Source organism: Bradyrhizobium sp. CCGUVB4N (genome assembly GCF_024199945.1).
In the GTDB taxonomy this organism is placed as follows: Bacteria; Pseudomonadota; Alphaproteobacteria; order Rhizobiales; family Xanthobacteraceae; genus Bradyrhizobium.
Genome location: NZ_JANADP010000001.1, coordinates 3,479,446 through 3,504,590 on the forward strand (window position 1 = coordinate 3,479,446; position 25,145 = coordinate 3,504,590).

Genomic DNA, 25,145 nt, shown 5'->3' on the forward strand with positions numbered 1-25,145 from the left:
GCGACCCGCCTCTCCCTACGGGAGAGGTGCCCCCTCGGCTCGCATCGATTCAACCAAAGCTCATCCCAGCTCTAGGCGGCGGCGGAAATTCCGGCTGCCGCCTTGATGGCGTCGCGCGGCAGCGTCACGCGGACGACGGTGCCGACTTCGAGCCTGGAGCGCAGCTTCATCGAGCCGCCGTGGAGCTGGGCCAGCGAGCGGGCGATCGCGAGCCCGAGGCCGGAGCCGTGATAGGTCTTGGTGAGCTGGCTCTCGACCTGCTCGAACGGACGTCCGAGCCGCGCCAGCGAGTGCGGCGCGATGCCGATGCCGGTGTCGGCGATCATCAGCACGATCCTGTCCTCGAGCTGCCGGCTGCGCACCACGATGCGTCCGCCGTCGGGCGTGAACTTCACGGCGTTGGACAGCAGGTTGACGATGATCTGCTTGGTGGCGCGGCGGTCGGCGACGACCGAAATGGACTTCTCGATCTCGGCGTCGAGCTCCAGGTTCTTGTCCTGCGCCCGGCCGGCGACGACGCGCAGGGATTCCGCGAGCGTCTGCGCGAGATCGAGCTCTTCCATGTCGAGCTTCATGCGGCCGGCCTCGATCTTGGACATGTCGAGGATGTCGTTGATGACCTCGAGCAGATAATGGCCGCTGGTGAGGATGTCGTGGCAGTATTCCTGGTACTTCTCCGAGCCCAGCTCGCCGAACATGCCCGAGCCCATGATCTCGGAGAAGCCGATGATGGCGTTGAGCGGCGTGCGCAGCTCGTGGCTCATATTGGCGAGGAATTTCGACTTGGTCTGGTTGGCTTCCTCGGCGCGGGTCTTCTCGCGCTGATATTTCTCGGCGAGATCGGCGAGCTCGATGGTCTGGCGTTCCAGCGCCGCCTGCGAGCGCTTGAGGTCGATGACGGTGGCGCGCAGGCGCAGATCGTTGTCGACGAGCTTCTGCTCGTGCTCCTTGATGCGGGTGATGTCGGTGCCGACCGAGACGTAGCCGCCGTCCTTGGTGCGGCGTTCGCTGATGTGCAGCCAGCTGCCGTCGTCGAGCTGGGCCTCGAAGGTGCGGGCGCCGGGGCCTTGGGCGGCGGTCTCGTTGTGGCGGGTGCGGACCTCCGGCATGCGGCCGACTTCCAGCACGGTCTCGTAGGAGGTGCCGGGGATCACGGCGGTGTCGGGCAGCTTGTGCAGGCGCTGGAAGTGCGAGTTGCAGAGCACCAGGCGGTCGCTGGCGTCCCACAGCACGAAGGCTTCCGGAATGGTCTCGATGGCGTCGCGCAGGCGAAGGTCGGCTTCCACGGTGCGCTCGGCGAGGCTCTTCTGCTCGGTGATGTCGACGGCGATGCCGATCAGGTGCATGCCGGAATCGCTGGCGCCGCGGGTCCGCTCGCAGCGGACGCGGAGCCAGATCCAGTGGCCGTCGACATGCTGCATGCGGAAGGTCTGGTCGATGTGGTCGATCTTCTCGGAGATCAGCTGGTCGGCGATCGCGAACAGGTCGATGTCGTCCGACTTCACCAGCGCGTTGACCTCGCCGAAGGTGAGGAGCTCGTTGCGGCCGTCGAGGCCCAGCATCGAGAACATCGATTGCGACCAGAAGATCCGGCCGCGCGACAGGTCCCAGTCCCACAGGCCGCAGCGGCCGCGGTTGAGCGCGGTGTCGATCCGGCCACGCACGGCATCGTTGATGAGGTCGCCCTCGCGGGCGCGGGTCGACTGCCAGTGGAAGGCGAAGCCGAGGATCAGGACGACGAAGCCGGTGGTCGCCGACAGCGTCACCGAAAGGGCCGCGTCCGAGCCCCAGATCGGCTCGTTGCGCTCCTGGATCACGGTGACGAGTCCCGGCAGCGACTTGATCGGCCGGGAGGTCGCCATCGCGGCGTTGCCGTTCGGCAGCGTCATGCTGGAGATGTCATTGTCGCGCGGCGGAGCTGCGAGCAGCTGCGCGGTGGTGATCGCATCGAGCAGGCGGTCGTCGCCCGAAGGATCGCTGTCGATCGGAATGCGGGCGAGGATGCGGCGGTCGATTCCGGCCGAGGTGACGACGACATGGCGGCCCGAGACCCTGGCCCGGGACGGGATCATGTCGGGCAGCAAATTCGGCAGGTTCTCGATGTTCTTCAGCCGCTCCGCGCGCACGGAGGTGACGCGATCGATGCGCTCGGCGAGCAGTTCAGCGAGGGAAGAGATGTCGTTCTGGATCACGAGGCGCTTCTGGCGCGTCTGGTCGACGACCTGGACGAATGCGCCGAGGCAGATCGTGATGAGGAAGGCGATGATGAGCGTCGGCACGGCGCGACGGAGCGCCGGCTCCGCGATCAGGAGCCGATGATAGGCAGGTTTCGCGATCGATTGCGCCAATCCTTTGATCGAATCGGATTGGACACACGCGTTCGCGGCGTCTGCGCGCGCCATGCCTTCGGCCCCCTGGAAACCAGCTTACGACGAGTATCGAAAGCAGCCCCACGTCGCTTTCGAATCACAGCGATTTGAATCCAGTTTGCGCAGGCTGTCGAGAGTCAACGAAAGGTTAACGCGAAATAATTCTTATCCAACACGGAGTTCGTGCGCTTCTCTTCCGCAAACTCACGTGCGCGACGAGTCCGAAACGAGAACGTGTGACTCCATCACGCGCGTGGCGGTTCGGCGTGGCTGATGACGCGCTTCACGCTCGGGAACGCACGACGCAAGCGGCGCTCGATCGCGTCGACATGCTCGTGCACCTTGATCACGCTCATCGACGGCGTGGCGCGGCAATGGAAGTTGACGATCTCGCCGCCCTCGGTATCGCGCACGCGCACATTATGGATGTCGTGGATCTCGCCGCCGGCGGCATATTCGGTGAGCGCGGCGGCGATGGTCTGCACCCGCTCCGGCGCGGCATCGACGCCGAACGGCAGTTCCGGTTCCAGCGGCTCGATATGGACGTCGACCTCGACATCGGCTCCGAACTCTTCCTGGATGCTCCTCTCCAGCGTATTGGCGACGTCGTGGGCGGCCTCGAGTTGCATGTCGGCATCGACCTCGAGGTCGATGCTTACGATCAGCTTGGCGCCGAGATCGTGCACCGTGACGTGGTGGATGGCGAGGCCCGAATTATGCGCGATCACCATGATGCGGTCGCGCACGGTCTCGTTGTCGCGGGCGACCGGTACGGCGGTGAAGGTGAGGTCGGCATCGCCGAAGGCTTTGTCGACGGCGCCTTGCGCGTTGCGCTTGATCTCCTCGACGCGGTCGATCGGGTAGGTTCTGGGCACGTTGACGATGCTGTCGATGAAGGTGGTCGCCCCGACCATGCGCACGCGCAGGCGTTCGACGTCGATCACGCCTGGCACGCTGCGGATCGCGGCGGTGGCCTTCGCCTGGGCGCCTTCCGGCGCGCGGTCGAGCAGCGTCTGCACCGTGGAGCTCGCCATCCGCAGGCCGAGAGCCGCGATCATCACGGCCACCGCTGCGGCGGCCGCCGCGTCACCCCACCAGAAGCCGAAGGCTGCGAGAATCAGGCCGACGATCACGGCGCACGAGCCCATGACGTCGGAGGCGAAATGCAGCGCATCGGCGGCGAGCGCCTCGCTGCGGGTCTCCCGGGCCGCGCGGTGCAGCGCGCGGGCGCGCCAGAGATTGACGACGATATCGATCACCAGCACCACGAACGGGACGGCCGAAATCGTCGGTGGCGGGGTTCCCTCGCGGAGGTGGCTGTAGGATTGCACCAGAATGCCGCCGGCGAGCACGTAGAGCAGGGCGGTCACGCCGAGCGCGGAGATGCTCTCGAGCTTGCCGTGGCCATAATGGTGCTCGTCGTCGGCCGGCTTGTCGGAGACCCGCACCACCGCCCAGGTGATGATGGTCGCGACCAGGTCGATCGTGGAGTGCAGCGCTTCGGAGACCAGCGCCAGCGAGCCGATCGCGATGCCGACCACGAATTTGGCCGCCGCCATGCCGCCGCTGGCCAGGATCGAGATTGCCGCGACCGATGTCTTGTCGTGTTGTCCGCTCATGGCCGGGATTTAGCAGGGCGTTCGCGAACATCAAGCGACGATCCACAGCTATAGTCGCAAGTGAGTTGCAGGAGCGAAGCTATTGCGAATGCTTCCGAATTGAATGCTGGGCTTATGCCGCAAGCTCAGCTCTCGTAGGGTGGGCAAAGGCGCAAAGCGCCGTGCCCACGATTTCTCCGTGATGGATAAAGATCGTGGGCACGCTTCGCTTTGCCCACCCTACGAGATCGGACTCCGGAGCGACGGCTACGGCACCGTCACCACGATCTTCCCGAGGTGCTTGTTCGCCTCCATGTGCTCGAACGCCTTGTCGATGTCATTGAACCCGTAGACCTTGTCGATCGGCAGCTGCAGCTTGCGCGATTCCACCGCGCCCCAGATGTCCTTCCTGACCTCGTCGAAGATCGCGCGGACCTCCTCGATGGAGCGGGTACGGAAGGTGACACCGATATAGCTGATGCGGCGGGCGGCATGCAGGTCGAAGTTGAAGTCGGCATGGGTGCCGCCGAGCCGGCCGACATTGACGATGCGGCCCAGGATTTTGGTCGCGGCGAGGTTCTGGTTGGCGACCTTGCCCGAGACCTGGTCGACGATGAGGTCGACGCCTTCGCCGTTCGTCGCCTTCAGGACCTCGTCCACCCATTTCGGATCGGAGGAGTCGACCGCGAGGTCGGCGCCATATTCGGTCAGGCGGCCGCGGCGATAGGCATCGGTCGAGGAGCCGATCACCATCCTGGCGCCCTTGAGTTTTGCGATTTGCATCGCCATCAGGCCGACACCGGAGCTTGCGCCCTGGATCAGCACGGACTGTCCCGGTTGGACGCCGCCGACGGTGACGACGGCGTTGTGCATGGTGGCGAGCGCGACGGGGAGGGTGGCGGCTTCCTCGAAGTTCATGTTCGAGGGCGCGCGGAACAGCCGGCCGTGGTCGGCGAGCGTGTACTCGGCGAACGCCGCGCCGCCGGAGCCCATGATGCGATCGCCGACCTTGACGCCCTTCGCATCCGGCCCGAGCTCGGCGACTTCGCCGGCCCATTCCATCCCGAGCACGGTGCCGACCCCGCCCGCGGCGCCATGGGCGTGTCCCTTGCGCATGCCGGTGTCGGCGCGATTGAGCCCACAGGCGCGCACGCGAACCAGCACTTGCGTGCCTTTTGGTTTAGGTTGAGCGACCTCGGAAATCCGAGCGCCGTCAGGGCCGTAGACATAAGCCTTCATGAATTACTCTCGCTTCTTGCAGTGATTATTCCGCTGCTTGCGCGCTTGGTTGAGCGATCATGCCTCCGAGCCGGCTGCGAATGATCGCCTCGGCTTCGCGCACGATGCGCGAGATCAGCTCGCCGCAGCTCGGGATGTCCTGGATCAGGCCCTGCACCTGGCCGGCCGACCAGATGCCCTCGTCCGAATTGCCGGTCGCGTAGACCATCTTGCCGCGGGCGCCGGCGACGAGCTCGCGGATGTCCTCGAACTTGGCGCCTTCCTTCTCCATGGCGACGACCTTGGTCGAGATCTCGTTCCTGGCGACGCGCGAGGTGTTGCGCATGGTGCGGAAGATCAGCTCGGTCTCGCGCTCGTCATTGGCGACGATCTTCTCCTTGATGAGCTGATGGATCGGGCTCTCCTTGGTCGCCATGAAGCGGGTGCCCATGTTGATGCCCTCGGCGCCCAGCGCCAGGGCGGCGACGAGGCCGCGGGCATCGGCAAAGCCGCCGGAGGCGATCATCGGAATCTTGACCTTGTTGGCGGCGGCCGGGATCAGGATCAGGCCGGGGGTGTCGTCCTCGCCGGGGTGGCCGGCGCATTCGAACCCGTCGATCGAGATGGCGTCGACGCCATCCGTTCGGCCGAGAGCGCGTGGCGGACGCTGGTGCATTTGTGCACGACCTTGACGCCATGCTTTTTGAACTCTTCGACATGCTCCTGCGGCTTGTTGCCGGCGGTCTCGACCACGGTGATGCCGGCTTCGATGATGGCGGCGCGGTATTCGGCGTAAGGCGGCGGCTTGATCGCGGGCAGGATGGTGAGATTGACGCCGAACGGCTTGTCGGTGAGGTCGCGGCAGCGCGCGATCTCCTTGGTCAGGTCCTCCGGCGTCGGCTGGGTCAGCGCGGTGATGAAGCCGAGCGCGCCGGCGTTGGCGACGGCTGCGACCAGCTCGGCCCGCCCGACCCATTGCATGCCGCCCTGGACGATCGGGTGCTCGACGCCGACGAGTCTTGTGAACCGTGTCTGCAACATCGTCTGTTTCCCCCACCTGCTTGGCAGGCTCTGTTTTCATTTGATGGGCGGAGGATGCCGCCGGGGGTGGAAAATGTCTATTGCGCCGCTGCGCGGTGGGTCATGCGGGCAGTGGGGGGTGATTCCGCAGAGCGGATAATTGCGATGCTCTCCTCCAAGAGATAGGAGGGCGCTCACACATTCTCCGCCGTCGTCCCGGCGAAGGCCGGGACCCATAATCACAGGGAGAGGTTTGGCGACGATTCTTCGTTCGGCACTACGATCGCGCACAGTCGACAGACCTCGCGGTATGGGTCCCGGCCCCCCGTGCGCAATTGCGCACTAGGCCGGGACGACACCGAGAGATGCCGTTACGCTACTCCGCCGACAGCCGCACCATCTGGCGGCCGCCGTTCATGTCTTTCAGGCTGTTGACGAAGTTTTCCGGGCGCTGCCAGCGATAGGGGACCTTCAGGCCCATGTACTCGGCGATGTCGCCGATGAAGCCGGTGCAGTTGGTGGTCTCGGCATTCCAGACCGGCGAGCTCGCCTGCAGTTTCTTGATGTGGGCGAAGACGCGCTTGGCATCGGCTTCGTTGAGATACACGCGATAGCTCGCGGTCAGATATTCGGGGTCGAGATCCCCGTAGCTCGCGCCGGTCTCCGATGGCACCCAGGTGAGGTGACCGAGCACGTAACTCCAGGTGTCGCCCTTGGGCGTGAGGCCCGCGACCTCGACGGCGCGCTCGCTGGTCTTGCCGTACCAGACGAAGGCATGGCCCCAGCTTGCTGCCGTCCGGGCGCGGAAGTCGACGTAGTAGGGACCTTTCTCCGCACGCGCGACCGGGCGCCGCGTCGATTGCGGCGCCTGTTGCGACGAGGAGTCGGTCGTAGCAAGCGCATTTGCATCGGCAACGCGCTTGTTCGCTTCGTGGGCCGAGGCCGATGGCATCATGCATGCGGTCATGGCCGCAAGCCCGAGACCTGCAAGGATGCAGAATCCCGATCGATCAGGTCTGTTCGTCACGCTGTGCCCCTCGACTGTCGGCCGGCTACGCAGATGCTTGCAGCTCAGTAGCGCGCTGCGACCGGGCCGGGCGCCTTGCCGATCGGGGCCTTGCCAATCGGGCTCTTGCCAATCGGCATCTTGCCGATCGGGGCCTGCTCGGCCGGATAGACCGGCACGGGCTGGCGGCGCGGCAGATCCGCAGCGTTCGCAGCCGTCACCAGAGCAAGCGTTGCACCCAGAACAAATACAATCTTCTTCACAGTCATACCCCTAGCAGGTTTGGTCCAAACACGGCTGAGCCGTGCCCCCAGACACGCCTCACACAAGGGCGGCGGAATGCGTCCACAGTGCGGCACCCCCGCGACTTGTTGGCGGCATTGATCGGATCCGCACAGATGTGTTGTATTTCGGAGTGTTTCTGCCCGCCGCGCTTTCAGCGGTCGGCGGTGAGGCGGAAATGCATCTCGATCTTGGCCGGCGATGGCTCGCTCGAGGTGCGCCAGGGTGAAAAGCCGGGCATCGGATCGGGATCGGAACCGAGATCGATCGGCCAACGCTGCGTCGGCACGCCCGGAAGCGTCAGGCTGACGGCGCGGTGGCGCGTCTTGTACATCAGGGACGCCGTGGAAATGATCGCCTTGCGGTCACCGTCATGCGCGCGCCAGTTCGCCGGCAACATGGGGTTGGCATAGCCTTTCGCTTCCTCGACCTCGATGTGCACGTCCTCTTCCTTGTCCGGCAGGGCCATGCCGGGGGGAAGCCGAAACTCGATCTGGAGCGTCATGAAGCCGTGGCTGAGATCGGGCGAGCGGATGAGTTCGTACCATCCCCAATATCCGAGGATGGCCACGATGAGCAGCACGGTGACGGCAAAAGGAAAGGAGAGCCGCGTGGTGCGGGGTGGCGCGGCATCGGCGGTTTCCGCAGGCGGCTGGGGCGCGTCCCGGACCAGACCGAAGCGCACGAACAGCCAGATGCCGGCAACCAGGCCGACCATGCCGCCGATCGGGCCGATGTTGAAGAAGGCCCCCATGGCGATGCCGCCATCACGGTCCGGTCCCGCCAGCATGACGACCAGCGCGGCAAGGCCGGACCAGCCGGCGAGCGCGCCGAGGACAGCGGACAGAAAGCCGAGGATGATACGCATGTGCGGTTGGTCGCAGCCAAGTCAATCGCGGTTCGAACCGGTCAGCGGCTTCACCCGATCCGGTTCAGGCTGTTGCGGATGGTCGAGAAGATGCCGCCGATGTCCTTGCGGAGCGCATCGAGCGCATTGAAATTCTCGAAGATGCGGGCGAGGCGGTCTTCGACCTCGCGCTTGCTCCTGGTCAGCGCGTCGACGCGCGAGGTGAGGGTGACATCGCCATTGGCCTCGATCTCGCCGACGGTTTTGGCGAGAAGATCGCGGGTGGTGCTGACATCCGCGATCATGGCCTCGATGCCGAACACCGGCGCCTTCAGCGGAACGAGATCGGCCTGCGATTTCGACAGCTCCGTCTTGAAGGCGTTCAGGGTCGCCAGCGTTTCCTGCAGCGCGCCGAGGCGCTGGCGCGACTGGAGAACGAAATCGTTCAGCGCGTTCTGGCGGTCGACCAGTGTGTTGCCGTCGGGATCGGTCTCGACGTCGGCGAGCGAGCGTTCGAGCTGGGTCCGGCGCTGGCCGAGCTCCTCGAAATCGAGCCGGATGGTTTTGAGGATGTTGGTGCTGTCGTCGATCCGGGCCAGGCGCTGCTCGATCTCGTTTTTGTTGTTCGACAGCGTCTCGACGCGTGCGCTGAGCGGGGCCTCGCCGCCGGTCTCGAGCTCGTCGACGCTCTTGGCGAGCCGGTCATGGCTGAGGCTGAGCTCGCCGATCAGGGCGTTGATGCCGGCGTCCGACGATCGCAGCGGCGCCAGCTCGGCATAGGATTTCGCCAGATCTTCCTTGTACTGGTTGAGCGTCGCGAACGTGTCCTGCACCGCGTTGACCCGGCCCAGCAGGGTCGAGACGTCGCGGGCGATGTCCTTCAGGCGGTCGGCGAGATTGTTCTTGCGGTCGTCGGTTTCGAGATCGAGCAGCGCGCGCTCGAGCTGGTTCTGGCGGTCGCGGATCTCGGTGAAAACGGGTTCGACCGCGCGGCGCTGATCGGCAACCTTGCCGACCGTCTCGCGCAACGCCTGCTGGTGGCGGCGGATCTCGGCGAGCTGGTCGTGCATGTCGGTGGACTGGTTGCGGCCCTGCTGGAGCAGCGCGCGCTGCTCGGTCTCGCCGAGCTTGTCGTGGAGCGCGGAGACGGCCTCCCTGGGATCGCTCTCGATCAGGTGCTGGACGGTGGTATCGAGGTGATTTTGCAGGGCGTGAGCGACGACGACGTCTTCCCGGGTCTTCTTGAGGCGGTCGCGCAGCTTGTCGAGGCGCCGGTCCTGACGCGAGAGCCGCCAGGCCGAGGTGCCGATCAGCGCCAGCCCCACCACGAGGATCGCGCCGGCTGCGATGCGTTGCGGCATCGGCAGGGCGGCAAACATGCCGGGCAGATGCGTGACGTCGTAACCGAACGCCTGCGGGGCGAGAAACGCGATGGCGGCGAGCAGGACCACCCAGGCAACCAGGAAAAACAGCCCCATCGTGACGCCCCCGCGCCGGCACACATTTTCGCCATGATTGCTATTGGAGAGCGGAACCGAGATCAAGGGCCGGGCGGCGTGCCGGGGGGCCTCCGGGCGCGCGATTCACAGCCGGTTGCGTCGGCCGTTCGCTGCACGGCCGGTGCAGGTTGCCGGGTTCTCCCGACATGGACATTCGCAGCCTGGATGGAGCGCAGCGCAATCCGGGGCGCGGTCCCCTCAGCGCGCGTCGAGGCGAACGGGCGCACCCCGGTCCATTATTTCCCGAGGAAGTTCGAGCGCATCTTGTCGGCGAACCAGACCAAGAAGATCGCACCGAACGCGAGAGCAAAGTACAGAACCGTCCACAAAAGCGCATAACCGGCTGTCGTCATGGCGTCCTCCCTGGCATCAGAAATTGATTGCCGGGAGGATAGCGACGGCCACGATGGCGCAATTTGCGCAGGATCAATTTTGCCGCGCTGCGGCGAAAATCACCGGCGAGGCTACAGCCGAAACTCGTTCGTCAATTCGCCGATGCCGTCGATCGCCACGGTGACCGTGTTCACGGGCTCCTTCATCACGCCGACGCCGACCGAGGTGCCGACCGCGATGAGGTCGCCGGGGAGCAGGGTCATGTCGTGGGAGATCTTGCTGACGAGCTGTTGCGCGCTGAAGATCATGTCGGCGATCGGATAGTTCTGCCGCTCCGCGCCGTTGAGGATGGTGCGCACCGTGAGCTTTGCCGGATCGAGGCCGGTCGCGATCACCGGGCCGAACGGACCGTAGTCGTCGATGCCCTTGGCGCGGGCCCACTGGGGAAAGGTGGGATCGCTGGTGAGGATGTCGTTGGCGGTGATGTCGTTGACGCAGGTATAGCCGAAGATGAAGCCATCGGCTTCCGCCGGCGAGACGCGGGCGCAGGTCTTACCGATGACGATGCCGAGCTCGCCCTCATAGGTGGTCTTGCCGTCGTAGTAGGAAGGACGGCGGATCACGGCGCCGGGCGTCGTGATGGTGGTGGTGGCCTTGAGCAGGTAGAGCGGCTCCGGCGGTTCGGGCTGATTGAGCTTGGCCGCGAGCGCGTGAAAATTATTCCAGAGCGCGACGATCTTGCTGGGCGCGCAAGGCGCGAGCAGCTCGACCTCCGACAGCGCCAGGGTTTTGCCGGTCGCCGCGTTACGGCCGAACAGCTCGCCTTCATGCACGCTGATGCCTGATGCGGTCAGCGTGCCGAAGCCGGTCGCGCCGGCGTGGCGGAAGCGGAGCCATTGTTTCATCTCGCTTGCCATCACGCCACCGCCAGCGCGCGAGGATCGGTAGGCGCGGAGACGCCGTCATAGAGGCCGGCGACGCGGGCACGCTGCGTCACCATCGCCAGCACCGAGTCGAGTGCGGGCGTCGGGATCTTGGTCAGGCGGCCCATTTCCTGCACAACGGTGACGAGCGGGTCGATCTCCATCGGCCGGCCGCGCTCGAGATCCTGCAGCATCGAGGTCTTGTGTGCGCCGACCTTGCGGGCGCCCTCGATGCGGCGTTCGACATCCACGCGGAACTTGACGCCGAAGGTTTCGGCGATCGCCTGCGTCTCCACCATGATCGCGCGCGATAGCGCCCGCGTGGACGGATCGGTGCAGATCACGTCGAGCGTTGCGTGCGTCAGCGCGCTGATCGGGTTGAAGCAGACATTGCCCCAGAGCTTGAGCCAGATCTCGTCGCGGATGCGGTCGAGCACCGGCGCCTTCAGGCCGGCGGCGACGAACAGATCGGCGAGGTGCTGCACGTCCGACGTGATCTCGCCGGAGGGCTCGCCCAGCGGAAAATTGTTGCCGTAGACGTGGCGGATCACGCCGGGCGCCTCGATCTCGGTGGCGGGATAGACGATGCAGCCGATGGCGCGTTCGGCCCCGAGCTCGCGCCATTGCCGGCCGCCGGGATCGATGCTCTCCAGCGTCGAGTTCTCGTACTCGCCGCCGTGCTTGTGGAAGTACCAATAGGGGATGCCGTTGACCGCGGTGACGATGCGGGTGTGCGGCCCGAGCAGCGGCTGCATCTTCTCGATCACGCCGGTGATCGAATGCGCCTTCAGCGTGACGATGATGTAGTCCTGCACGCCGAGCTCGGCCGCGTTGTCGGTGCAGCGGGGATAGACGGTGTGCTTCTCCTCGCCGGCGAGCAGTGTCAGGCCGTGCTCGCGCATCGCGGCCAGATGCGCGCCGCGTGCGACCAGGCTGACATCGGCGCCTGCGCGCGCCAGCTGCACGCCGAGATATCCGCCGATCGCGCCGGCGCCGTAGATGCAGATCTTCATGAAATCCTCGCGGGATCAGAAACCGGAAATTTGGGACGAAAGATCCGGTCCGGCTCGGAGGTGTCCGAGCCGGGGCCGGTAGTCGCAGGGGAAGAGGTTCGCCGCTTTAAGTGATCAGGCTGCCGCTTGCGGCGAGCCGTTCAGCGCCTCGTCCACGGCAGCCGCGATGTCGCGCATGCTGATGACGGAGACGAGGCTGTAATCGTCGATCACGGGCAGGTGCCGGATGTGATTCCGGTTCATCAGGTGCCGGACGTGCTCGATCGTGTCGGACGAGGTGCAGGAGACGAGCTGCTGCACCGATACGAGCTGCGAGACTTTGACGTTGATGGCATTGGCGCCGTGCTCGGCCACCGCGCGCACCACGTCGCGCTCGGTGAACATGCCGACCGCGGTGTTGCCTTCGGAGCGGACCACGTCCTTCACCACCAGCGCGCTGATGTTGTTGGCCCGCATCAGCTTGGCGGCGATACCCACCGTTTCGTTCATTCGCACCGTGACAACGCGCGGCGTCTTCTTGCGCAGAATGTCTCCGACCAGCATGGCAACCTCCCTGGGTGAACGATGAGGGAAGTGTGGTATACATAATGCCAATCGTCAAGCGCTGGTTTTGGCTGATCCGAAAATTCTTGCGGCAGCAATACTGACGTTTGTCGTCGGGACCACGCAGCAGGATTGAGAAAGAAAAAGGGGCGCATCGCTGCGCCCCTTCTGACCGTCGTGCCGGCGTGTGGTCGGCTACGCCGTCCCGGTCTTGGCTCTGGTCTCGGCACTTGCTGTTGCGGTGCTGGCGCTCTCGGCTTCCTTGCCCAGGATGAAGGAGCGGCGCAGCGGCTTGATCACGAACAGCGCCATCAGCGCGGCCGTCGCGTTCAGCGCCACGGCCACCACGAACACGGCCTTCCAGCCATAGGCGGTCGAGATCACGCTTGCGAGCGGGACGAGCAGGGAGGCGGTGCCCTTCGCGGTGTAGAGCATGCCGTTGTTGGTGGTCGCGTATTTCGAACCGAAGGTGTCGCCGCAGGTGGCCGGGAACAGCGAGTAGATCTCGCCGAACACGCCGAAATAAATCGCGGTGGCGAGCACGAACACGAGCGGAACGTGACCGTAGGCCGACAGCGTCAGCAGCATCAGCGCCGCCGTGCCGAAGGCGATGAACATGGTGTGCTCACGGCCGATCGTGTCGGACACGAAGCCGAAGAACGGGCGGCCGAAGCCGTCGAAGATGCGGTCGAGCGAGATCGCGAACGTCAAGGCGGCCATCTGGAAGCCGGCAAGCGAGACCGGCGTGTCGGCGATCTTGAAGTCGTGCGCGATCGGCGCGATCTGGGCCGCTGTCATCAGGCCGCCGGAGGCGACCATGACGAAGACGAGATACATCACCCAGAAAATCGGGGCGCGCAGCACCTGCGGCGGGGTGAAGTCGATCTTGGTCTGCGGCAGGTTGAGCTGCTTCTTCTTCGGCGGGATCGAGAGCCGCGGCGGCTGGATGAAGAAGGCGAGCAAGAACACGATCACGCCCTGGCCGATGCCGAAGGTGAGGAACGCGTGCTGATAGCCGCTCGTCGCGATCATGGTCGCGATCGGCACGATGGTGAGCGCTGCGCCCGCGCCGAAGCCGGCGGCGGTTGCACCGGCGGCGAGGCCGCGGCGATCGGGAAACCATTTCAGCGCATTGCCGACGCAGGTGCCGTACACCGCGCCCGCGCCCATGCCGCCGATGACGGCCGCCGCGTAGAGCACCGGAAGCGAGTCAGCGTAGGAGTTGAGGATCCAGGACAGTGCGATCATCACGCCGCCGAACATGATGACGATGCGCGGGCCGTATTTGTCGACGAACCAGGCCTCGATCGGCACCAGCCAGGTCTCGGTGACGACGAAGATGGTGAAGGCGAGCTGGATCGCGGCGCGACCCCAATGGTACTTGGCATCGATCGGATCGACGAACAGCGTCCAGCCATATTGCAGGTTCGCGATCATCGCCATGCAGACGATGCCCATTGCGAGCTGGAGCCAACGGAAACCGGTTCGTAGGGGCGCAGCGGTCACGGCGCCGTCCGTGCTGGACATCATCAACAACCTCCCAAGCGCCTGTCTGGTCACGACACTGCTGCCCATATGACGGAGTGTCGCAAATATTGTGGCTTATCGTCGCAAGCGCGGGCGGCAGCTTGGTATACCATATTCCAGAATGCAAGGCCTATCTTGCCGCCCGGCTCAAGAAAAGTGCAGGTTCCTTCGGGTTTCCGGTATTGGGGTATATTCGGGCAAAACGAAAACGCCCGGCCGTGAGGCCGGGCGTCGTTCGCGAGATGGTGTTGGTTGGACGAGTTCAGACGCTCGATTGCGCGACCACGACCTTGCGCCAGGGTTTCAGCACCAGGATCGCCAGCAGCGAGGCGAGGATGTTGGCGCCGGCCGCGAGGATGAACACGTTGTCCCAATGGCCGGAAGTCTGCTGCACGTAGTTTGCAAGCGGCACCAGCAACGCGGCGGTGCCCTTGGCGGTGTAGAGCAGGCCGGCATTGGTGGTCGCGAACTTCGCGCCGAACGTGTCGGTGCAGGTCGAGGGGAACAGCGAGTAGATCTCACCCCAGGCAAAGAACACGAAGCCCGACAGGATCACGAACCAGATCGGGTCCTGGCCCCAGAGATAGAGCATCCAGATGCCAAAACCTTCCATGCCGAAGGCGATGAACATCGTGTTCTCGCGGCCGATCATGTCGGAGATCCAGCCGAAGAACGGACGCGTCAGGCCGTTGAGCACGCGGTCGATGGTCGCCGCGAACGTCACCGCGGTCATGGTCATGCCGATCAGCGTGACCGGCACGGCGTCGACCTTCCAGTCGACCGCGATCGGCTTCAGATTCGCCGTCACCATCAACCCGCCGGCGCCGACGATCACGAACATGAAGTACATCAACCAGAAGATCGGCTGACGCAGGACTTCGGTCGGCTGGTAGTTGCGCCGCGTCTGCGCCAGCGCTGCGTTTGCCACCACGGCCGGCACCTGGCCCGGCTTCGGCGCCAGCAGGAAAAACGCGAGAATGCAGATGATGATGCCCTGTCCGAGGCCGAAATAGAGGAAGGTGGTCTGGAAGCCACTATCCTTGATCATGGCCTGGATCGGCGCGACGGTGAGCGCGGAGCCTGCGCCGAAGCCGGCGGCCGTGATGCCTGCGGCGAGACCGCGCTTGTCGGGAAACCATTTCAGCGCGTTGCCGACGCAGGTGCCGTAGACGCCGCCGGCGCCGATGCCCGCGACGATCATGCCGAGATAGTAGCCGTTGAGCGTGGTGGCCTGCGCGTTGATCATCCAGCCGATCGCGCAGAGCACGCCGCCGACGAGCACGACGATGCGCGGACCGTATTTATCGACAAACCATCCTTCGACCGGCACCAGCCAGGTCTCGAACAAAACAAACAGGGTAAAGGCCCACTGGATCGACGCGCGATCCCAACCGAATTTCTTCTGGATGTCGGGGACGAAGAACGTCCAGCCGTATTGGTAGTTGGCGATCATCACCATGGCCGCCACGCCGATCGCCAGTTGCGCCCAGCGATACGTGTCGCTGACGCGGGCGGCTGCAGGAGCCGTTGTTGTCTGCACCATGTCCGTCATGAATCCTCCAATGAGCGCTTCTGTTTTTTTGAGCGAGCGTTAGAGGCATTCTTGTATTCATTATGCCAAGCTTCAAGCGCGCGGCGGCCCATTGTGCGCTTATGACGCAACCCCGTTTTCGAAGCTGCGAGAATGGGCCGATTCCCAAATAGAAATGGCCCCGCAGAGCAGGGCCATTCTTCAAAAGTAGGAGTTCGCTGGTTTTACAACCGCCGCGACAATTCGACGCGCCGGCGCTCGTCCTGGCCCTTACAGGCCGAAGCGGGGCAGGTCGCCGTTGTGGTTCGAGATCTCGGCGCTGGCCATCAGGAAGCGGTCGACGGCGGCCATGAAGCGGGCGAACAGCGAGGCGGAGGGCGCGAGCGCGACGGAAGCGGACTTGGACATCGGAATTCCCTTTCTCAAGACAGTCAGTACTGCTGCCTCATTTCGAAAGGCAATCTATGTATACCAGATGCCACTGTCTATGCATGTCATTGCATGGCAGCATTCGATTTGCCGCATTGCAGCATAATGCTTCGTTAAAAGGGGCCTCTGGAGCCGAAAACCCGCGGTTTGGGGCTCAAAAAGGGTAAGAAAGCGGCTCCGGGCCAGTACGGATCGGCGCTCGAACCCGGCTCTTGGCACCGCAGTGCAAAACGGTTAGTGGTTCGCCCCCTTTTCCAAGCATCTTACAGAGTGGTTCATGTCGAGCGCCTCGCCCGCCGTCTCGATCGGCATCGATTTTGGGACCAGCAACACGGTCGTCGCCCTTGCGGTGGACGATCGCCGGGTCGAGGCCATCCGCTTCGATCATGGCGGACAACGCCACAGCACCTACGTCTCGGCCCTGTGCTTCTGGGAGGACCGGCCGGGCGCCGGCGCCCAGGCCGAAGGCGGCCCATGGGCGATCGAGCAGTTCCTTGAAGGCCGCCATATCTACCGCTTCCTGCAGTCGTTCAAGACCTTTGCGGCGAGCTCCAGCTTCAACACCACCCAGGTGTTCCGGCAGCGCTTCAAGTTCGAGGATATTCTGGCGGCGTTCCTGCGCACGCTGGCGCGCCATGGCGGCGACAAGTTCGGATTCGACGTGGCGAACATCACGGTCGGCCGTCCCGTGCGTTTTGCCGGCGGCAATCCCGACGACGATCTGGCGATGCAGCGCTATCGCGCCGCGTTTGAGCGCCTCGGCGCCGGTCACGCGCGCTATGTTTATGAGCCGGTGGGGGCGGCGTTCTCCTTCGCCCGCCGGCTGGAGCGCGATGCCACTGTGCTGGTCGCGGATTTCGGCGGCGGCACCAGCGACTTCTCGGTGATGCGTTTCTCGCGCGCGGGCGGCGTCTTGCGTGCCGAGCCGCTTGGCCATGCCGGCATCGGCATCGCGGGCGACACGTTCGATTATCGCATCGTCGATCACGTCGTTTCGCCACGGCTCGGCAAAGGCTCGAGCTTTCGCTCGTTCGACAAGGTGCTGCCGGTCCCGAACAGCCACTACACCAACCTCGCGCGCTGGCATCAGCTCGCGCTGATGAAGAGCAACGGCGATCTCCGCGAGCTGCGGGAGCTTGCACGCACCGCGGTCAAGCCCGCGCTGCTCGAGGATTTCATCACCATCGTCGATCTCGATCTAGGCTTCTCGCTGTATCGCGCGGTGTCGGACGCCAAGGTCGCGCTCTCGGCCAGGGACGAGGTCGACTTCCGCTTCAAGGGCGGCGGTGTCGAGATCGGCTCGACCATCACACGGAAAAATTTTGACAGTTGGATCGCCGACGACATCGCCCGCCTGGGCGCCACCGTCGACAAGGTGCTGGGCGAGGCCCGCATTAGCGCGCGCGACGTGGAGAAGGTGTTCCTGACCGGCGGCACCTCGTTCGTGCCGGCGGTACGAAAACTGTTCGCCGACCGGTTCGGCAATGAGCGGCTGATGTCGGGCGACCAGTTCGAGTCGATCGCCTACGGCCTCGCGCTGATCGGGTACAGCCCCGAGCCGGATCGCTGGACCGCGGACGGCGGGCTCAGGAAGGCGGCCGGGTAGCGCGCAATGCGGCCATCCTTCGAGACGCCCGCCTTCGGCGGGCCCTCAGGATGAGGACGGAGTTTGTGGTCGCAGTTTCGACGGGCGCCGATGCCGCTTAGCCTCATCCTTGTAAGTCAGATCGTGCCGGATCGGCTAAGATAGCCGGCGCGGTAACGGACGGGAGACCGCGCAGCGGTCGTCTCGAAGGACGAGGCGTTCGCTGCGCTTGCGCCGCTACTGATTGATCTCCGGCTCGACGAGCCGCGCCAGGTTGCGCAGCGATTCCTGCCAGCCGAGATAGCAGGCCTCCACGGGAATGACGTCGGGAAGGCCGGCCTGCGTGATATCCACCTCGGTGCCGACAGAGACCTTCTTCAGGATCACGGTCACCTCGATCAGGCCCGGCAGGTTGGGATCGTCGAACTTGTCGGTGTAGCGCAGACGCTGGCCCGGAACGAGCTCGAGATATTCGCCGCCGAAAGAATGGCCGTTGCCTGTCGTGAAATTCCGGAACGACATCTTGAACGTGCCGCCGACCTTGGCCTCCAGATGGTGCACGGTGCAGGTGAAACCGTTGGGCGGAAGCCATTTTGCCAGCGCATCGGCCTCGACGAAGGCGCGATAGACCTTTTCAGGGCTGGTCGTGAGAACGCGGTGCAGGCGTACTGTGCTCGGCATGGTCGTTATTCCCTGTGAGTTGCTGGGCGCGAAGACTTTTGCCCATCATGGCCCAAGGACGAGCGTGGCCCCGCGGATCCGACATGGGGCGCCGAATTTTTTCACCTGATGTCGCTGCCGAGTTGACGCCGGTCGTGACGGCGTCGCCTGTATACGGCGCGCGATGTTCGCACAATTTGAGAGCATCTACGCTCCGGTTCACACTCCGAAACACTCAAGCCGGATTTTGGCCTCGCATCTCAGCGATGAGTCCGTTGCCGGTCGCGCCGCATGACGACGCGACCGCGCGATGATTCAATCGCAACTGGGGGACTTCGCGACATGAAGCAGAAGACGCTGCGTTACCGGGCCTTGCGCCGGGTCCGCAGCCTGCCAGCCGAGACCGCTTCGCGTTTGCTCGGAATGCCGGCCATCAGCCGGAAATTGAACGAGGGCTACGAAAAGGCACGGGCCTCTCACAAGCCGCGCCTGCCTCAACTTTCGCCGCTCGATACGGACATCGTCGCCGGGCTGGAGACGAACGGCGTCTACATCACCTCGCTCGCGGCGCTGAACCTGGCTGGGACGGATGCGCTCTGGACGTCGGCGACCGACATCGCGAACGCCTATTCGCTCCGCGCAAGAAGAGGCGAATTCGCCGGCCAGTATACGGTGCAGGTCGGCGCCGAGGAGATGATGCGCCATCCGCACATCGTCCACTGGCCTCTCAACGACCGCATCCTCGACATCGTCGAGACCTATCTCGGCTTGCCCGCGGCATGCGACACGCTGAATTTCTTCTACACCGTGGCCGATGGCCGTCAGGTCGCGGCGCGCCGATGGCATCGCGATGTCGAGGATCGGCGGATGGTCAAGGTGATCGTCTATCTGCACGATGTCGATGAGGAGGGCGGCCCGCTCGAAGTGCTGCATCGCGCCTTTCCGGGCTGCGACCGGCTTGACGGCGCCAATTTTCCGGTTCTGACGCAGGAAATGCTGGAGCAGCGGCTCGGCGGGTCGCTGGCACGCGGTGATGTCACGACCTGCACCGGCAAGGCCGGGACGGTGATCTTCGCGGATGTTGCGAGCCGCTACCATCGCGGCCGCCCGGCGATCGCGCGCGACCGCTCTGCGCTGTTCTACAATTTCTTCTCGCGCTCGCCGCTTCGTCCATTCTTCTGCGAGCGGCACGTGTTCTCGCGGGCGCAGCTCGTCGAACTTGCGGCCGGCCAGACCGCGCGGGCGCGCGATTGCATGCTGTGGCACGCAAACGTACCTCTGCTCGCCCGGATCGTACCACGCGCACGGTTCTAGAAGGGACGAAGCCACAATTCCGCTGTCGCGTCTTCACCGTGGCTTGATTGGATGTCTTGGCATCAATCGCTATCTGCTCCTTCAACGTGATTTGGCCGTGTCCAGACTTGGCCGCGTCCAGATCCTGGCCGCGTCCAGATCATCCCGCCACGAGGAAAAGGAATACAACTCATGCCGTTTGTTCGCATCGATCTTCGCAAGGGCAAATCGAAGGAATACCGGAAGACGCTGGGCGAGATCATTTACGTCGCCATGCGCGAGTTGATCAACGTGCCGCAAGACGACAAATTCCAGGTCATCACGGAGCATGACCACGACGACCTCAATCATGCCGAAAGCTATCTGGGCAATCGCTACAGCCAGGATGTCGTCTTCATCCAGATCACGTTAAACGCCGGCCGCTCCATCGAGATGAAGAAGGCTTTCTACAAGCGTATCGTCGATGAATATCAGAAGCAGCTGGACGGGCGTCCGGACGATATCGTGATCAACCTCGTGGAGACCGCGAAGGAGAACTGGTCGTTCGGGCATGGCATTGCACAATACGCGACGTGACAGGCCGCCGGAGCGGAGACCGGCCGTCAGTTGATGAGTTGAAGCCACAATTCCGCTACGGTTGTTCCCTCAACTCCCGCGCGAAATCGGGGGGCGTCCGTTGCGCAAGGTGGTTTGGGCTTTCGCCATCGCACTCTGCTGTCTTGGCTCATTTGCCAAGGCCGCAGGCATTCAACTTCTCCAATCCGATCCGGCGCTGTCGGGCGCGATCTGGTATCCTTGCACGGCGGAGCCGGCGCATGTGGCGCTTGGCAATCTTGCGGTGCCCACGGTCGATTGGCTGCCCGGCGCTCAAGACTGTCCCGTCACGGGGGCCAAGCTGCCACTGGTCATCATCTCTCATGGCAATAGCGGCTACTTCGCACTTCATCTCGACATCGTCGAAGCGCTGGTGAACGCCGGCTTTGTCGTCGCCGCGATCAACCATCCCGGCAACAACACCAACGACATGTCGGGGCGAGGGATGTCTGTCTGGGCGTCACGCCCAGCGCAGATGGTGCGCTTGCTCGATTTCATGTTGAACGAATGGAAGGACAGGGCGGTGATCGGCCCGACCAGGGTCGGCCTTTTTGGCTTTTCGCTGGGGGGCTTTACCGGGCTGGTGCTGGTCGGCGGTCAGCCCGATTTCCACAGGCTTGCTTGCAAGCCGGACAGCAAGTCGGCGGTCTGCGAGGAGCGGCGCGCCGGCGAGTTTCCATCCGATCCGCCACACGATCCACGGATCAAGGCCGCCGTGATCGTGGATCCGGCCGTGGGCTTTACATTCACCCCTGAAAACCTGGCTGGCATCAAAATCCCGCTGCTGGTCTGGCGGTCAGAACTGGGGGGCGGGGGTGTGGAGGCGGAGAGCGTCGCACGCGTGACCCGCAGTCTGCCGGGCAATCCCGACATTCACGTCGTACCGGCCGGTCATTATGCATTTCTGCCGCCCTGCACGGCGGAGCTCGCAGCATTGAGGCCGCAGGTCTGCACCGATCCCGACGGCTTTGACCGGGCCGCCTTTCACCGCGCGTTCGACGTAGCGGTGGTGAAGTTTTTTCGCGAGCAGCTCGCCGGCGGAGATCGGTGAGCATCGCGTTCGTGAGGAAGCGAGGATGTCTTAACCGCTTTGGTGCAGTCGCATCTCCTTGAAGACGCCTTCGCGCTGCATCTTCTTCACTATCGCGCGGACGCATTTGTCGTTGTGAAGCGACCCTACAACCTACAAAGGATGCCAAAATGCGGTTCGTGACGGCTCGTCCGCCTTTCGCCGGGCAACTTGAGTTTGAGTCCCCAAACCCGCGAAGGTTTCCGTAGAAGCCGCGGGCGCGACTAAATCCGGCTGCTGCCTTGCTTATATGGATGGTGAGGTATACCCTCGTTCTGTTCGTTCAGCCGCTGTGCCTTGTTGAATGCGCCCGCGGGCTCCTTTTCCATCGACATCGACGAATTGAAACGGTTCTGCGTGAGCGTCACGCGGAACGCACATGTGTGCTCTTTGGAGAAGAGATAATGACGACAGGTACTGTGAAGTGGTTCAACGGCCAGAAGGGCTTCGGATTCATTCAGCCCGACGACGGCGGCCAAGATGTGTTCGTTCACATCAGCGCGGTCGAGCGGGCTGGTCTTGCGGGTCTCGCCGAGGGACAAAAGGTCAACTTCGAGGCCAAGACCGACAAGATGCGGGGCAAGGTCAGCGCTGAGAATCTCTCGCTGGCTTAAGCCCTCCAGTGCCGTTTCACGGATGTACTGAAACGGCCATGCGACCCGCTCGATCCCCGGATTGAGCGGGTTTTGTCAGTTTCCGAAAGGGTGAGAGATGAGCGCCAGAAAATCGGCTGAACCGTCACCCGAAAGCATCGCGCGCTCCGACCGTCAGCGCTTGGCTGCTCAAGAAGGCGCGCAAGCGATGGCGGACGCCGAAAAGCAGGCCGTCGACATCCGCAAGAACATGGCACGGCTTCGTGAGCTGCGCGAAGCCAGGGAAGCAGCCGACGCAACTCGTCAGGCATCATTGCCGGCACCGGGCGTCACCAAGCGCAAGAGGAAGCAGCCGCAATAGCTTTGCGCGGGCGGGCAGATGTGCCGGCTTGCGACCACCTTTGCGATGCAAAAGCTGGTCCCGAAAGCCGGTCCAAGGTCAATCAGCAGCTTCCTGCGGAATGTCTGCTTGCCTTGCACCGCTATCAGATTGTCTGGCGGCTCGGTACCGACCGGGCGATAGGCCGTGATGTCGATGGAACAGCTTGGAAAATGCCGCCGCTGTCTCGTAGCCGACCCGGCTGGCAATCCGTGCAATCGGCTCATCGCTGGTTTCCAGCAGGAACGCGGCTTCCGCCATCCGGCGCGCGATCACATAGCGGTGCATGGACTGGCCGACGAGCTTGGTAAAGCGCGCCGAAAATGCCGAGCGGCCGAGCCCGACGCGTTGGCCAAGATCGCTCAGCGTCCAGGGGCGCTCCGGGTTTTCGTGAATGAGCTTGAGTGCCGGTCCGATATGAGGGTCGGATATGGCCCCAAGCCAGCCGCCTTGTCCGGGACTGAGAGATGCGATCCAGCTTCGGAGCACCTCGACAAAGAGGACTTCCGTCAGTCGTGAAAGCGCGACCCGTTGGCCGGGACGCTCGAGCGCGGACTCGCTGACCATGCGGCGCAAGATTGCTTCAAGCCAACCACCATCCGCCATCGGCTTCAGCAGGAGCACGGGCGGAAGCAGCTCCATCACGCTGCCGAACAGCGGCCGTGACACGGTGAAATTGCCGCAGATCATGGTCGAGCGCGGCTTTGCTCCTTTGCCGTGACGAACGACACCAAGACGCGGCGACGAGCGGTCGATATCCATGATCCGCAAAGGCTTGGCCCGGCGATCCGAATAGAACACATGCGGCTCGCCTCGCGTGATGACGACAAAGTCGCCCTCGGACATTTCGATTTGCTGCCCCCGTTCGAGGCTGAGGGTCGCTGAGCCCTGGCTGAGATAGTGAAACAAGGCGTAGGGGCGCGCCGGCAACTCGAGGTGCCAGGGATGGCCGAGCTCGAAGTGAAAAAGCAGCGTGCCGCCGAGACGAACCCGATCGAGCACCTGGGCGAGTATGTCCATGCCGTCCAGATTAGATCGATGGACGATAGGACACAACATCTGGACGATTGATCTCTATCGTCCGGAAGAACGGCGGAATAGGTCACCGGGCGCGGCGAGCCGACATTACGAGCGGCGACCATCCGCCAACGGTGGATGGAAGAACCGCGATCTTGCTGGAAACGCCTGTCCATTCCCCCGGACCGTGTTGGTCCGACCTGCCAACAGGAAGAATTGATGCGAAATATCCTCCTCTCTGCTGCCACCGTACTTCTGGCCGGAACGACATTGGTCGGCTCCGCCTCTTCCGCCGAACTGCCCAAGGGGGCGGTCCCCAACATCGTGCTCGTGCACGGCGCTTTCGTGGACCAGACGAGCTGGCAGCCCGTCGCCGAGATCCTCACGAAGAAGGGCTACAACGTCACGCTGGTCGAAAATCCGCTCACCTCGCTTGCCGCCGATGTGGATGCCACCAAGCAGGCGCTGGCGAAGCAGAACGGCAAGACCGTCCTCGTCGGCCACTCCTGGGGTGGCGTGGTGATCACGCAGGCCGGCAACGATCCGAAGGTGTCGGCACTTGTCTACGTCTCCGCTTTCGCGCCCGACGTGGGACAATCTCTGGCGACCCTCGCCAAGAGCGGTCCGGCGACCGAAGGCGGCGCGGCGATCCATCCCGACGACAAGGGCAACCTCTACATCGATCCCAAGGTGTTCCCATCCGCGGTCGCGGCTGACCTTCCTCCGCAGATCGCGGAAGCCTTGGCGAACCATCAGCTTCCGTTGAACCACACCGCGTTCGAAGCACCGGTCGATGTTGCCGCGTGGCGCGACAAGCCGACGTTCTATGTGATCAGCACGAAGGACAAGGTGATCGCGCCGGAGGTCCAGAAGCTTTTTGCCGCCGGTATGAAGGCCCAGACGACGGAAGTCGCCGGCAGCCATGCGTCGCTCGTCGTTCATGCGAAAGAAGTCGCCGCGGTGATCGAAAAGGCCTCGCTCGCAAAGTGACAACGCTGCTCCCGGCGCCCGCGTGCCGGGAGCGCTCACTGCGACGGCATGCATCTCGTGATGTCCCGCGCCGTTCGCACGACGCAGCGAGAGCTGACATGCGCCGCCAAACGTAGGCTCAGAAGCCGAGAGGAATTTCGAACGTGATCAAATTGCTTCTTGCCATTCTCATGGCCTCGGCCCTTTCCTCCGGCGCGATGGCCGCGTCGCCCGAGATCGGAGAGGAGCCGCTGGATTCGGCTGTGCTGAGCACGATCAAAACGAAATTCGGCACGCTCATGGAATTGGCCAACAGGCACGATTTCGACGCTCTGCATGATATGTTCTGGCAGTCACCCTCGACCCTGTTGGTGGCGAAGAGCGCGATCCAATCCGAGGGGAACTGGGCCGGCTTTTGGGGCAACGACGCGGTTGATCGGAAGCTCCGTGATATCGGCAGTTCCGGCCCGGTCGTGCTCGAACCAGACTATGCGAAGCTCAGGGTTGTCGGCCTGACGCGCGATGTCGCCGAATCCTACGTGCCGATGAACATCACGGTGTCTTATGCGGGACAGGATGGAACACCCAGGCCATTTCTCATGATCATCAACTGGCTTCGCGTCGGGGAGGACTGGAAGATCGCGTCCGAAATCATTCTGCCAATACCGCCTCTACCCGCCACGAAGGGCTAGATGCCGGCCCGTACCGTTCGGGACGAAGCCGATAGGGAGTGCGCCTATCCTGGGGCGTGTACTCATAAGGCAACGAGACATTTCGGGCACGTCTGCTTAGCCTCCAACTGCGGCGCGAGAGCGGACATTCCCGGATCAGCGCCTAGGGCCAACAAC

At 63.9% G+C, this 25,145-nt stretch carries 24 protein-coding genes and 1 pseudogene; 9 read left to right on the forward strand and 16 right to left on the reverse strand.

Annotation, left to right across the window (positions count from 1 at the left end; genetic code table 11):
* Positions 1-71: 71 nt before the first annotated feature.
* The 14 genes and pseudogenes from NLM31_RS15695 to NLM31_RS15760 all read right to left on the reverse strand — a co-directional run bounded on the left by NLM31_RS15695 (position 72) and on the right by NLM31_RS15760 (position 16,117).
* Positions 72-2,402, reverse strand: a complete 2,331-nt coding sequence (locus tag NLM31_RS15695) for a PAS domain-containing sensor histidine kinase (protein WP_254192798.1) — start codon at positions 2,400-2,402, stop codon at positions 72-74.
* A 212-nt stretch (positions 2,403-2,614) separates the two neighbouring features.
* The gene (locus NLM31_RS15700) at positions 2,615-3,988 is read right to left on the reverse strand and encodes a cation-efflux pump (protein WP_254192799.1); all 1,374 of its coding nucleotides are present in this window, start codon (positions 3,986-3,988) and stop codon (positions 2,615-2,617) included.
* Between the two features lie 246 nt (positions 3,989-4,234).
* Positions 4,235-5,206 (reverse strand): zinc-binding dehydrogenase, encoded by a 972-nt coding sequence (locus NLM31_RS15705; protein ID WP_254130227.1) that lies wholly within the window; start codon positions 5,204-5,206, stop codon positions 4,235-4,237.
* Positions 5,207-5,231: 25 nt separating this feature from the next.
* Positions 5,232-6,226: pseudogene (locus NLM31_RS15710) on the reverse strand (NAD(P)H-dependent flavin oxidoreductase).
* Positions 6,227-6,581: 355 nt separating this feature from the next.
* Positions 6,582-7,232, reverse strand: a complete 651-nt coding sequence (locus NLM31_RS15715; RefSeq protein WP_254192800.1) for a hypothetical protein — start codon at positions 7,230-7,232, stop codon at positions 6,582-6,584.
* Between the two features lie 44 nt (positions 7,233-7,276).
* A complete protein-coding gene (locus NLM31_RS15720; RefSeq protein ID WP_148754708.1) occupies positions 7,277-7,480 on the reverse strand; it encodes a hypothetical protein in 204 nt (67 codons plus the stop codon).
* 167 nt (positions 7,481-7,647) lie between these two features.
* Entirely contained in the window at positions 7,648-8,361 is a 714-nt protein-coding gene (locus tag NLM31_RS15725) for a hypothetical protein (protein WP_254192801.1), read from the reverse strand.
* A 50-nt stretch (positions 8,362-8,411) separates the two neighbouring features.
* Positions 8,412-9,818: a hypothetical protein gene (locus NLM31_RS15730; protein ID WP_254192802.1), complete on the reverse strand. Its 1,407-nt coding sequence runs from the start codon at positions 9,816-9,818 to the stop codon at positions 8,412-8,414.
* Between the two features lie 485 nt (positions 9,819-10,303).
* Positions 10,304-11,077 carry a fumarylacetoacetate hydrolase family protein gene (locus NLM31_RS15735; protein WP_254192803.1) on the reverse strand — a complete coding sequence of 258 codons (774 nt, stop codon included), beginning with the start codon at positions 11,075-11,077 and terminating at the stop codon, positions 10,304-10,306.
* An 11-nt stretch (positions 11,078-11,088) separates the two neighbouring features.
* Positions 11,089-12,108, reverse strand: a complete 1,020-nt coding sequence (locus NLM31_RS15740) for a 2-dehydropantoate 2-reductase (protein WP_254192804.1) — start codon at positions 12,106-12,108, stop codon at positions 11,089-11,091.
* A gap of 114 nt (positions 12,109-12,222) precedes the next feature.
* On the reverse strand, positions 12,223-12,651 hold the full coding sequence (locus tag NLM31_RS15745) for a CBS domain-containing protein (RefSeq protein WP_254130234.1): 429 nt from the start codon (positions 12,649-12,651) through the stop codon (positions 12,223-12,225).
* 195 nt (positions 12,652-12,846) lie between these two features.
* Positions 12,847-14,181 carry an oxalate/formate MFS antiporter gene (gene oxlT / locus NLM31_RS15750; RefSeq protein ID WP_254192805.1) on the reverse strand — a complete coding sequence of 445 codons (1,335 nt, stop codon included), beginning with the start codon at positions 14,179-14,181 and terminating at the stop codon, positions 12,847-12,849.
* Between the two features lie 259 nt (positions 14,182-14,440).
* Positions 14,441-15,730: an oxalate/formate MFS antiporter gene (gene oxlT, locus NLM31_RS15755; RefSeq protein WP_254130236.1), complete on the reverse strand. Its 1,290-nt coding sequence runs from the start codon at positions 15,728-15,730 to the stop codon at positions 14,441-14,443.
* A gap of 249 nt (positions 15,731-15,979) precedes the next feature.
* Entirely contained in the window at positions 15,980-16,117 is a 138-nt protein-coding gene (locus NLM31_RS15760; RefSeq protein ID WP_209965316.1) for a hypothetical protein, read from the reverse strand.
* 298 nt (positions 16,118-16,415) lie between these two features.
* Between NLM31_RS15760 and NLM31_RS15765 the strand changes: the two genes are divergently transcribed.
* Complete coding sequence (locus tag NLM31_RS15765) at positions 16,416-17,744, forward strand: Hsp70 family protein (RefSeq protein ID WP_254192806.1); 1,329 nt, start codon at positions 16,416-16,418, stop codon at positions 17,742-17,744.
* A gap of 216 nt (positions 17,745-17,960) precedes the next feature.
* On the opposite strand, the gene NLM31_RS15770 is transcribed toward NLM31_RS15765, so the two are convergent.
* Positions 17,961-18,404, reverse strand: a complete 444-nt coding sequence (locus NLM31_RS15770) for an SRPBCC family protein (RefSeq protein WP_254130238.1) — start codon at positions 18,402-18,404, stop codon at positions 17,961-17,963.
* A 321-nt stretch (positions 18,405-18,725) separates the two neighbouring features.
* Between NLM31_RS15770 and NLM31_RS15775 the strand changes: the two genes are divergently transcribed.
* The 5 genes from NLM31_RS15775 to NLM31_RS15795 all read left to right on the forward strand — a co-directional run bounded on the left by NLM31_RS15775 (position 18,726) and on the right by NLM31_RS15795 (position 22,293).
* Positions 18,726-19,697, forward strand: coding sequence for a hypothetical protein (locus tag NLM31_RS15775; protein WP_254130239.1), 972 nt, complete (start codon positions 18,726-18,728; stop codon positions 19,695-19,697).
* 171 nt (positions 19,698-19,868) lie between these two features.
* Positions 19,869-20,252 (forward strand): tautomerase family protein, encoded by a 384-nt coding sequence (locus NLM31_RS15780; RefSeq protein WP_254192807.1) that lies wholly within the window; start codon positions 19,869-19,871, stop codon positions 20,250-20,252.
* 109 nt (positions 20,253-20,361) lie between these two features.
* Complete coding sequence (locus tag NLM31_RS15785; protein ID WP_254196194.1) at positions 20,362-21,321, forward strand: hydrolase; 960 nt, start codon at positions 20,362-20,364, stop codon at positions 21,319-21,321.
* Positions 21,322-21,743: 422 nt separating this feature from the next.
* Positions 21,744-21,953, forward strand: a complete 210-nt coding sequence (locus NLM31_RS15790) for a cold-shock protein (protein WP_028143038.1) — start codon at positions 21,744-21,746, stop codon at positions 21,951-21,953.
* A 97-nt stretch (positions 21,954-22,050) separates the two neighbouring features.
* Entirely contained in the window at positions 22,051-22,293 is a 243-nt protein-coding gene (locus NLM31_RS15795; protein ID WP_254130241.1) for a transcriptional regulator, read from the forward strand.
* Positions 22,294-22,371: 78 nt separating this feature from the next.
* Here the strand turns inward: NLM31_RS15795 and NLM31_RS15800 are convergent, their stop codons facing one another.
* Entirely contained in the window at positions 22,372-23,313 is a 942-nt protein-coding gene (locus tag NLM31_RS15800) for a cupin domain-containing protein (RefSeq protein WP_254196195.1), read from the reverse strand.
* Here NLM31_RS15800 and NLM31_RS43010 point away from each other — a divergent pair.
* From NLM31_RS43010 to NLM31_RS15810, 3 genes are all read left to right on the forward strand, one after another.
* Complete coding sequence (locus NLM31_RS43010) at positions 23,257-23,382, forward strand: hypothetical protein (RefSeq protein ID WP_256562436.1); 126 nt, start codon at positions 23,257-23,259, stop codon at positions 23,380-23,382. The genes NLM31_RS15800 and NLM31_RS43010 overlap by 57 nt on opposite strands.
* A 165-nt stretch (positions 23,383-23,547) precedes the next feature.
* Positions 23,548-24,318 carry an alpha/beta hydrolase gene (locus tag NLM31_RS15805; RefSeq protein WP_254130242.1) on the forward strand — a complete coding sequence of 257 codons (771 nt, stop codon included), beginning with the start codon at positions 23,548-23,550 and terminating at the stop codon, positions 24,316-24,318.
* A 143-nt stretch (positions 24,319-24,461) separates the two neighbouring features.
* Complete coding sequence (locus NLM31_RS15810; RefSeq protein WP_254192808.1) at positions 24,462-24,989, forward strand: hypothetical protein; 528 nt, start codon at positions 24,462-24,464, stop codon at positions 24,987-24,989.
* The last annotated feature ends 156 nt before the right edge of the window (positions 24,990-25,145 follow it).

What these genes read in the sequence shown, in the direction of transcription:
- NLM31_RS15795 (WP_254130241.1), top strand. Translation starts at nt 22,051, where the DNA reads ATGAGCGCCAGAAAATCGGCTGAACCGTCACCCGAAAGCATCGCGCGC.
- NLM31_RS15725 (WP_254192801.1), bottom strand. Translation starts at nt 8,361, where the DNA reads ATGCGTATCATCCTCGGCTTTCTGTCCGCTGTCCTCGGCGCGCTCGCC.
- NLM31_RS15695 (WP_254192798.1), bottom strand. Translation starts at nt 2,402, where the DNA reads ATGGCGCGCGCAGACGCCGCGAACGCGTGTGTCCAATCCGATTCGATC.
- NLM31_RS15730 (WP_254192802.1), bottom strand. Translation starts at nt 9,818, where the DNA reads ATGGGGCTGTTTTTCCTGGTTGCCTGGGTGGTCCTGCTCGCCGCCATC.
- NLM31_RS15770 (WP_254130238.1), bottom strand. Translation starts at nt 18,404, where the DNA reads ATGCCGAGCACAGTACGCCTGCACCGCGTTCTCACGACCAGCCCTGAA.
- oxlT (WP_254192805.1), bottom strand. Translation starts at nt 14,181, where the DNA reads ATGATGTCCAGCACGGACGGCGCCGTGACCGCTGCGCCCCTACGAACC.
- NLM31_RS15700 (WP_254192799.1), bottom strand. Translation starts at nt 3,988, where the DNA reads ATGAGCGGACAACACGACAAGACATCGGTCGCGGCAATCTCGATCCTG.
- NLM31_RS15745 (WP_254130234.1), bottom strand. Translation starts at nt 12,651, where the DNA reads ATGCTGGTCGGAGACATTCTGCGCAAGAAGACGCCGCGCGTTGTCACG.
- NLM31_RS15705 (WP_254130227.1), bottom strand. Translation starts at nt 5,206, where the DNA reads ATGAAGGCTTATGTCTACGGCCCTGACGGCGCTCGGATTTCCGAGGTC.
- oxlT (WP_254130236.1), bottom strand. Translation starts at nt 15,730, where the DNA reads ATGACGGACATGGTGCAGACAACAACGGCTCCTGCAGCCGCCCGCGTC.
- NLM31_RS15765 (WP_254192806.1), top strand. Translation starts at nt 16,416, where the DNA reads ATGTCGAGCGCCTCGCCCGCCGTCTCGATCGGCATCGATTTTGGGACC.
- NLM31_RS15780 (WP_254192807.1), top strand. Translation starts at nt 19,869, where the DNA reads ATGCCGTTTGTTCGCATCGATCTTCGCAAGGGCAAATCGAAGGAATAC.
- NLM31_RS15790 (WP_028143038.1), top strand. Translation starts at nt 21,744, where the DNA reads ATGACGACAGGTACTGTGAAGTGGTTCAACGGCCAGAAGGGCTTCGGA.
- NLM31_RS15760 (WP_209965316.1), bottom strand. Translation starts at nt 16,117, where the DNA reads ATGTCCAAGTCCGCTTCCGTCGCGCTCGCGCCCTCCGCCTCGCTGTTC.
- NLM31_RS15775 (WP_254130239.1), top strand. Translation starts at nt 18,726, where the DNA reads ATGAAGCAGAAGACGCTGCGTTACCGGGCCTTGCGCCGGGTCCGCAGC.
- NLM31_RS15735 (WP_254192803.1), bottom strand. Translation starts at nt 11,077, where the DNA reads ATGAAACAATGGCTCCGCTTCCGCCACGCCGGCGCGACCGGCTTCGGC.
- NLM31_RS15740 (WP_254192804.1), bottom strand. Translation starts at nt 12,108, where the DNA reads ATGAAGATCTGCATCTACGGCGCCGGCGCGATCGGCGGATATCTCGGC.
- NLM31_RS15720 (WP_148754708.1), bottom strand. Translation starts at nt 7,480, where the DNA reads ATGACTGTGAAGAAGATTGTATTTGTTCTGGGTGCAACGCTTGCTCTG.
- NLM31_RS15805 (WP_254130242.1), top strand. Translation starts at nt 23,548, where the DNA reads ATGCGAAATATCCTCCTCTCTGCTGCCACCGTACTTCTGGCCGGAACG.
- NLM31_RS43010 (WP_256562436.1), top strand. Translation starts at nt 23,257, where the DNA reads ATGGCCGAGCTCGAAGTGAAAAAGCAGCGTGCCGCCGAGACGAACCCG.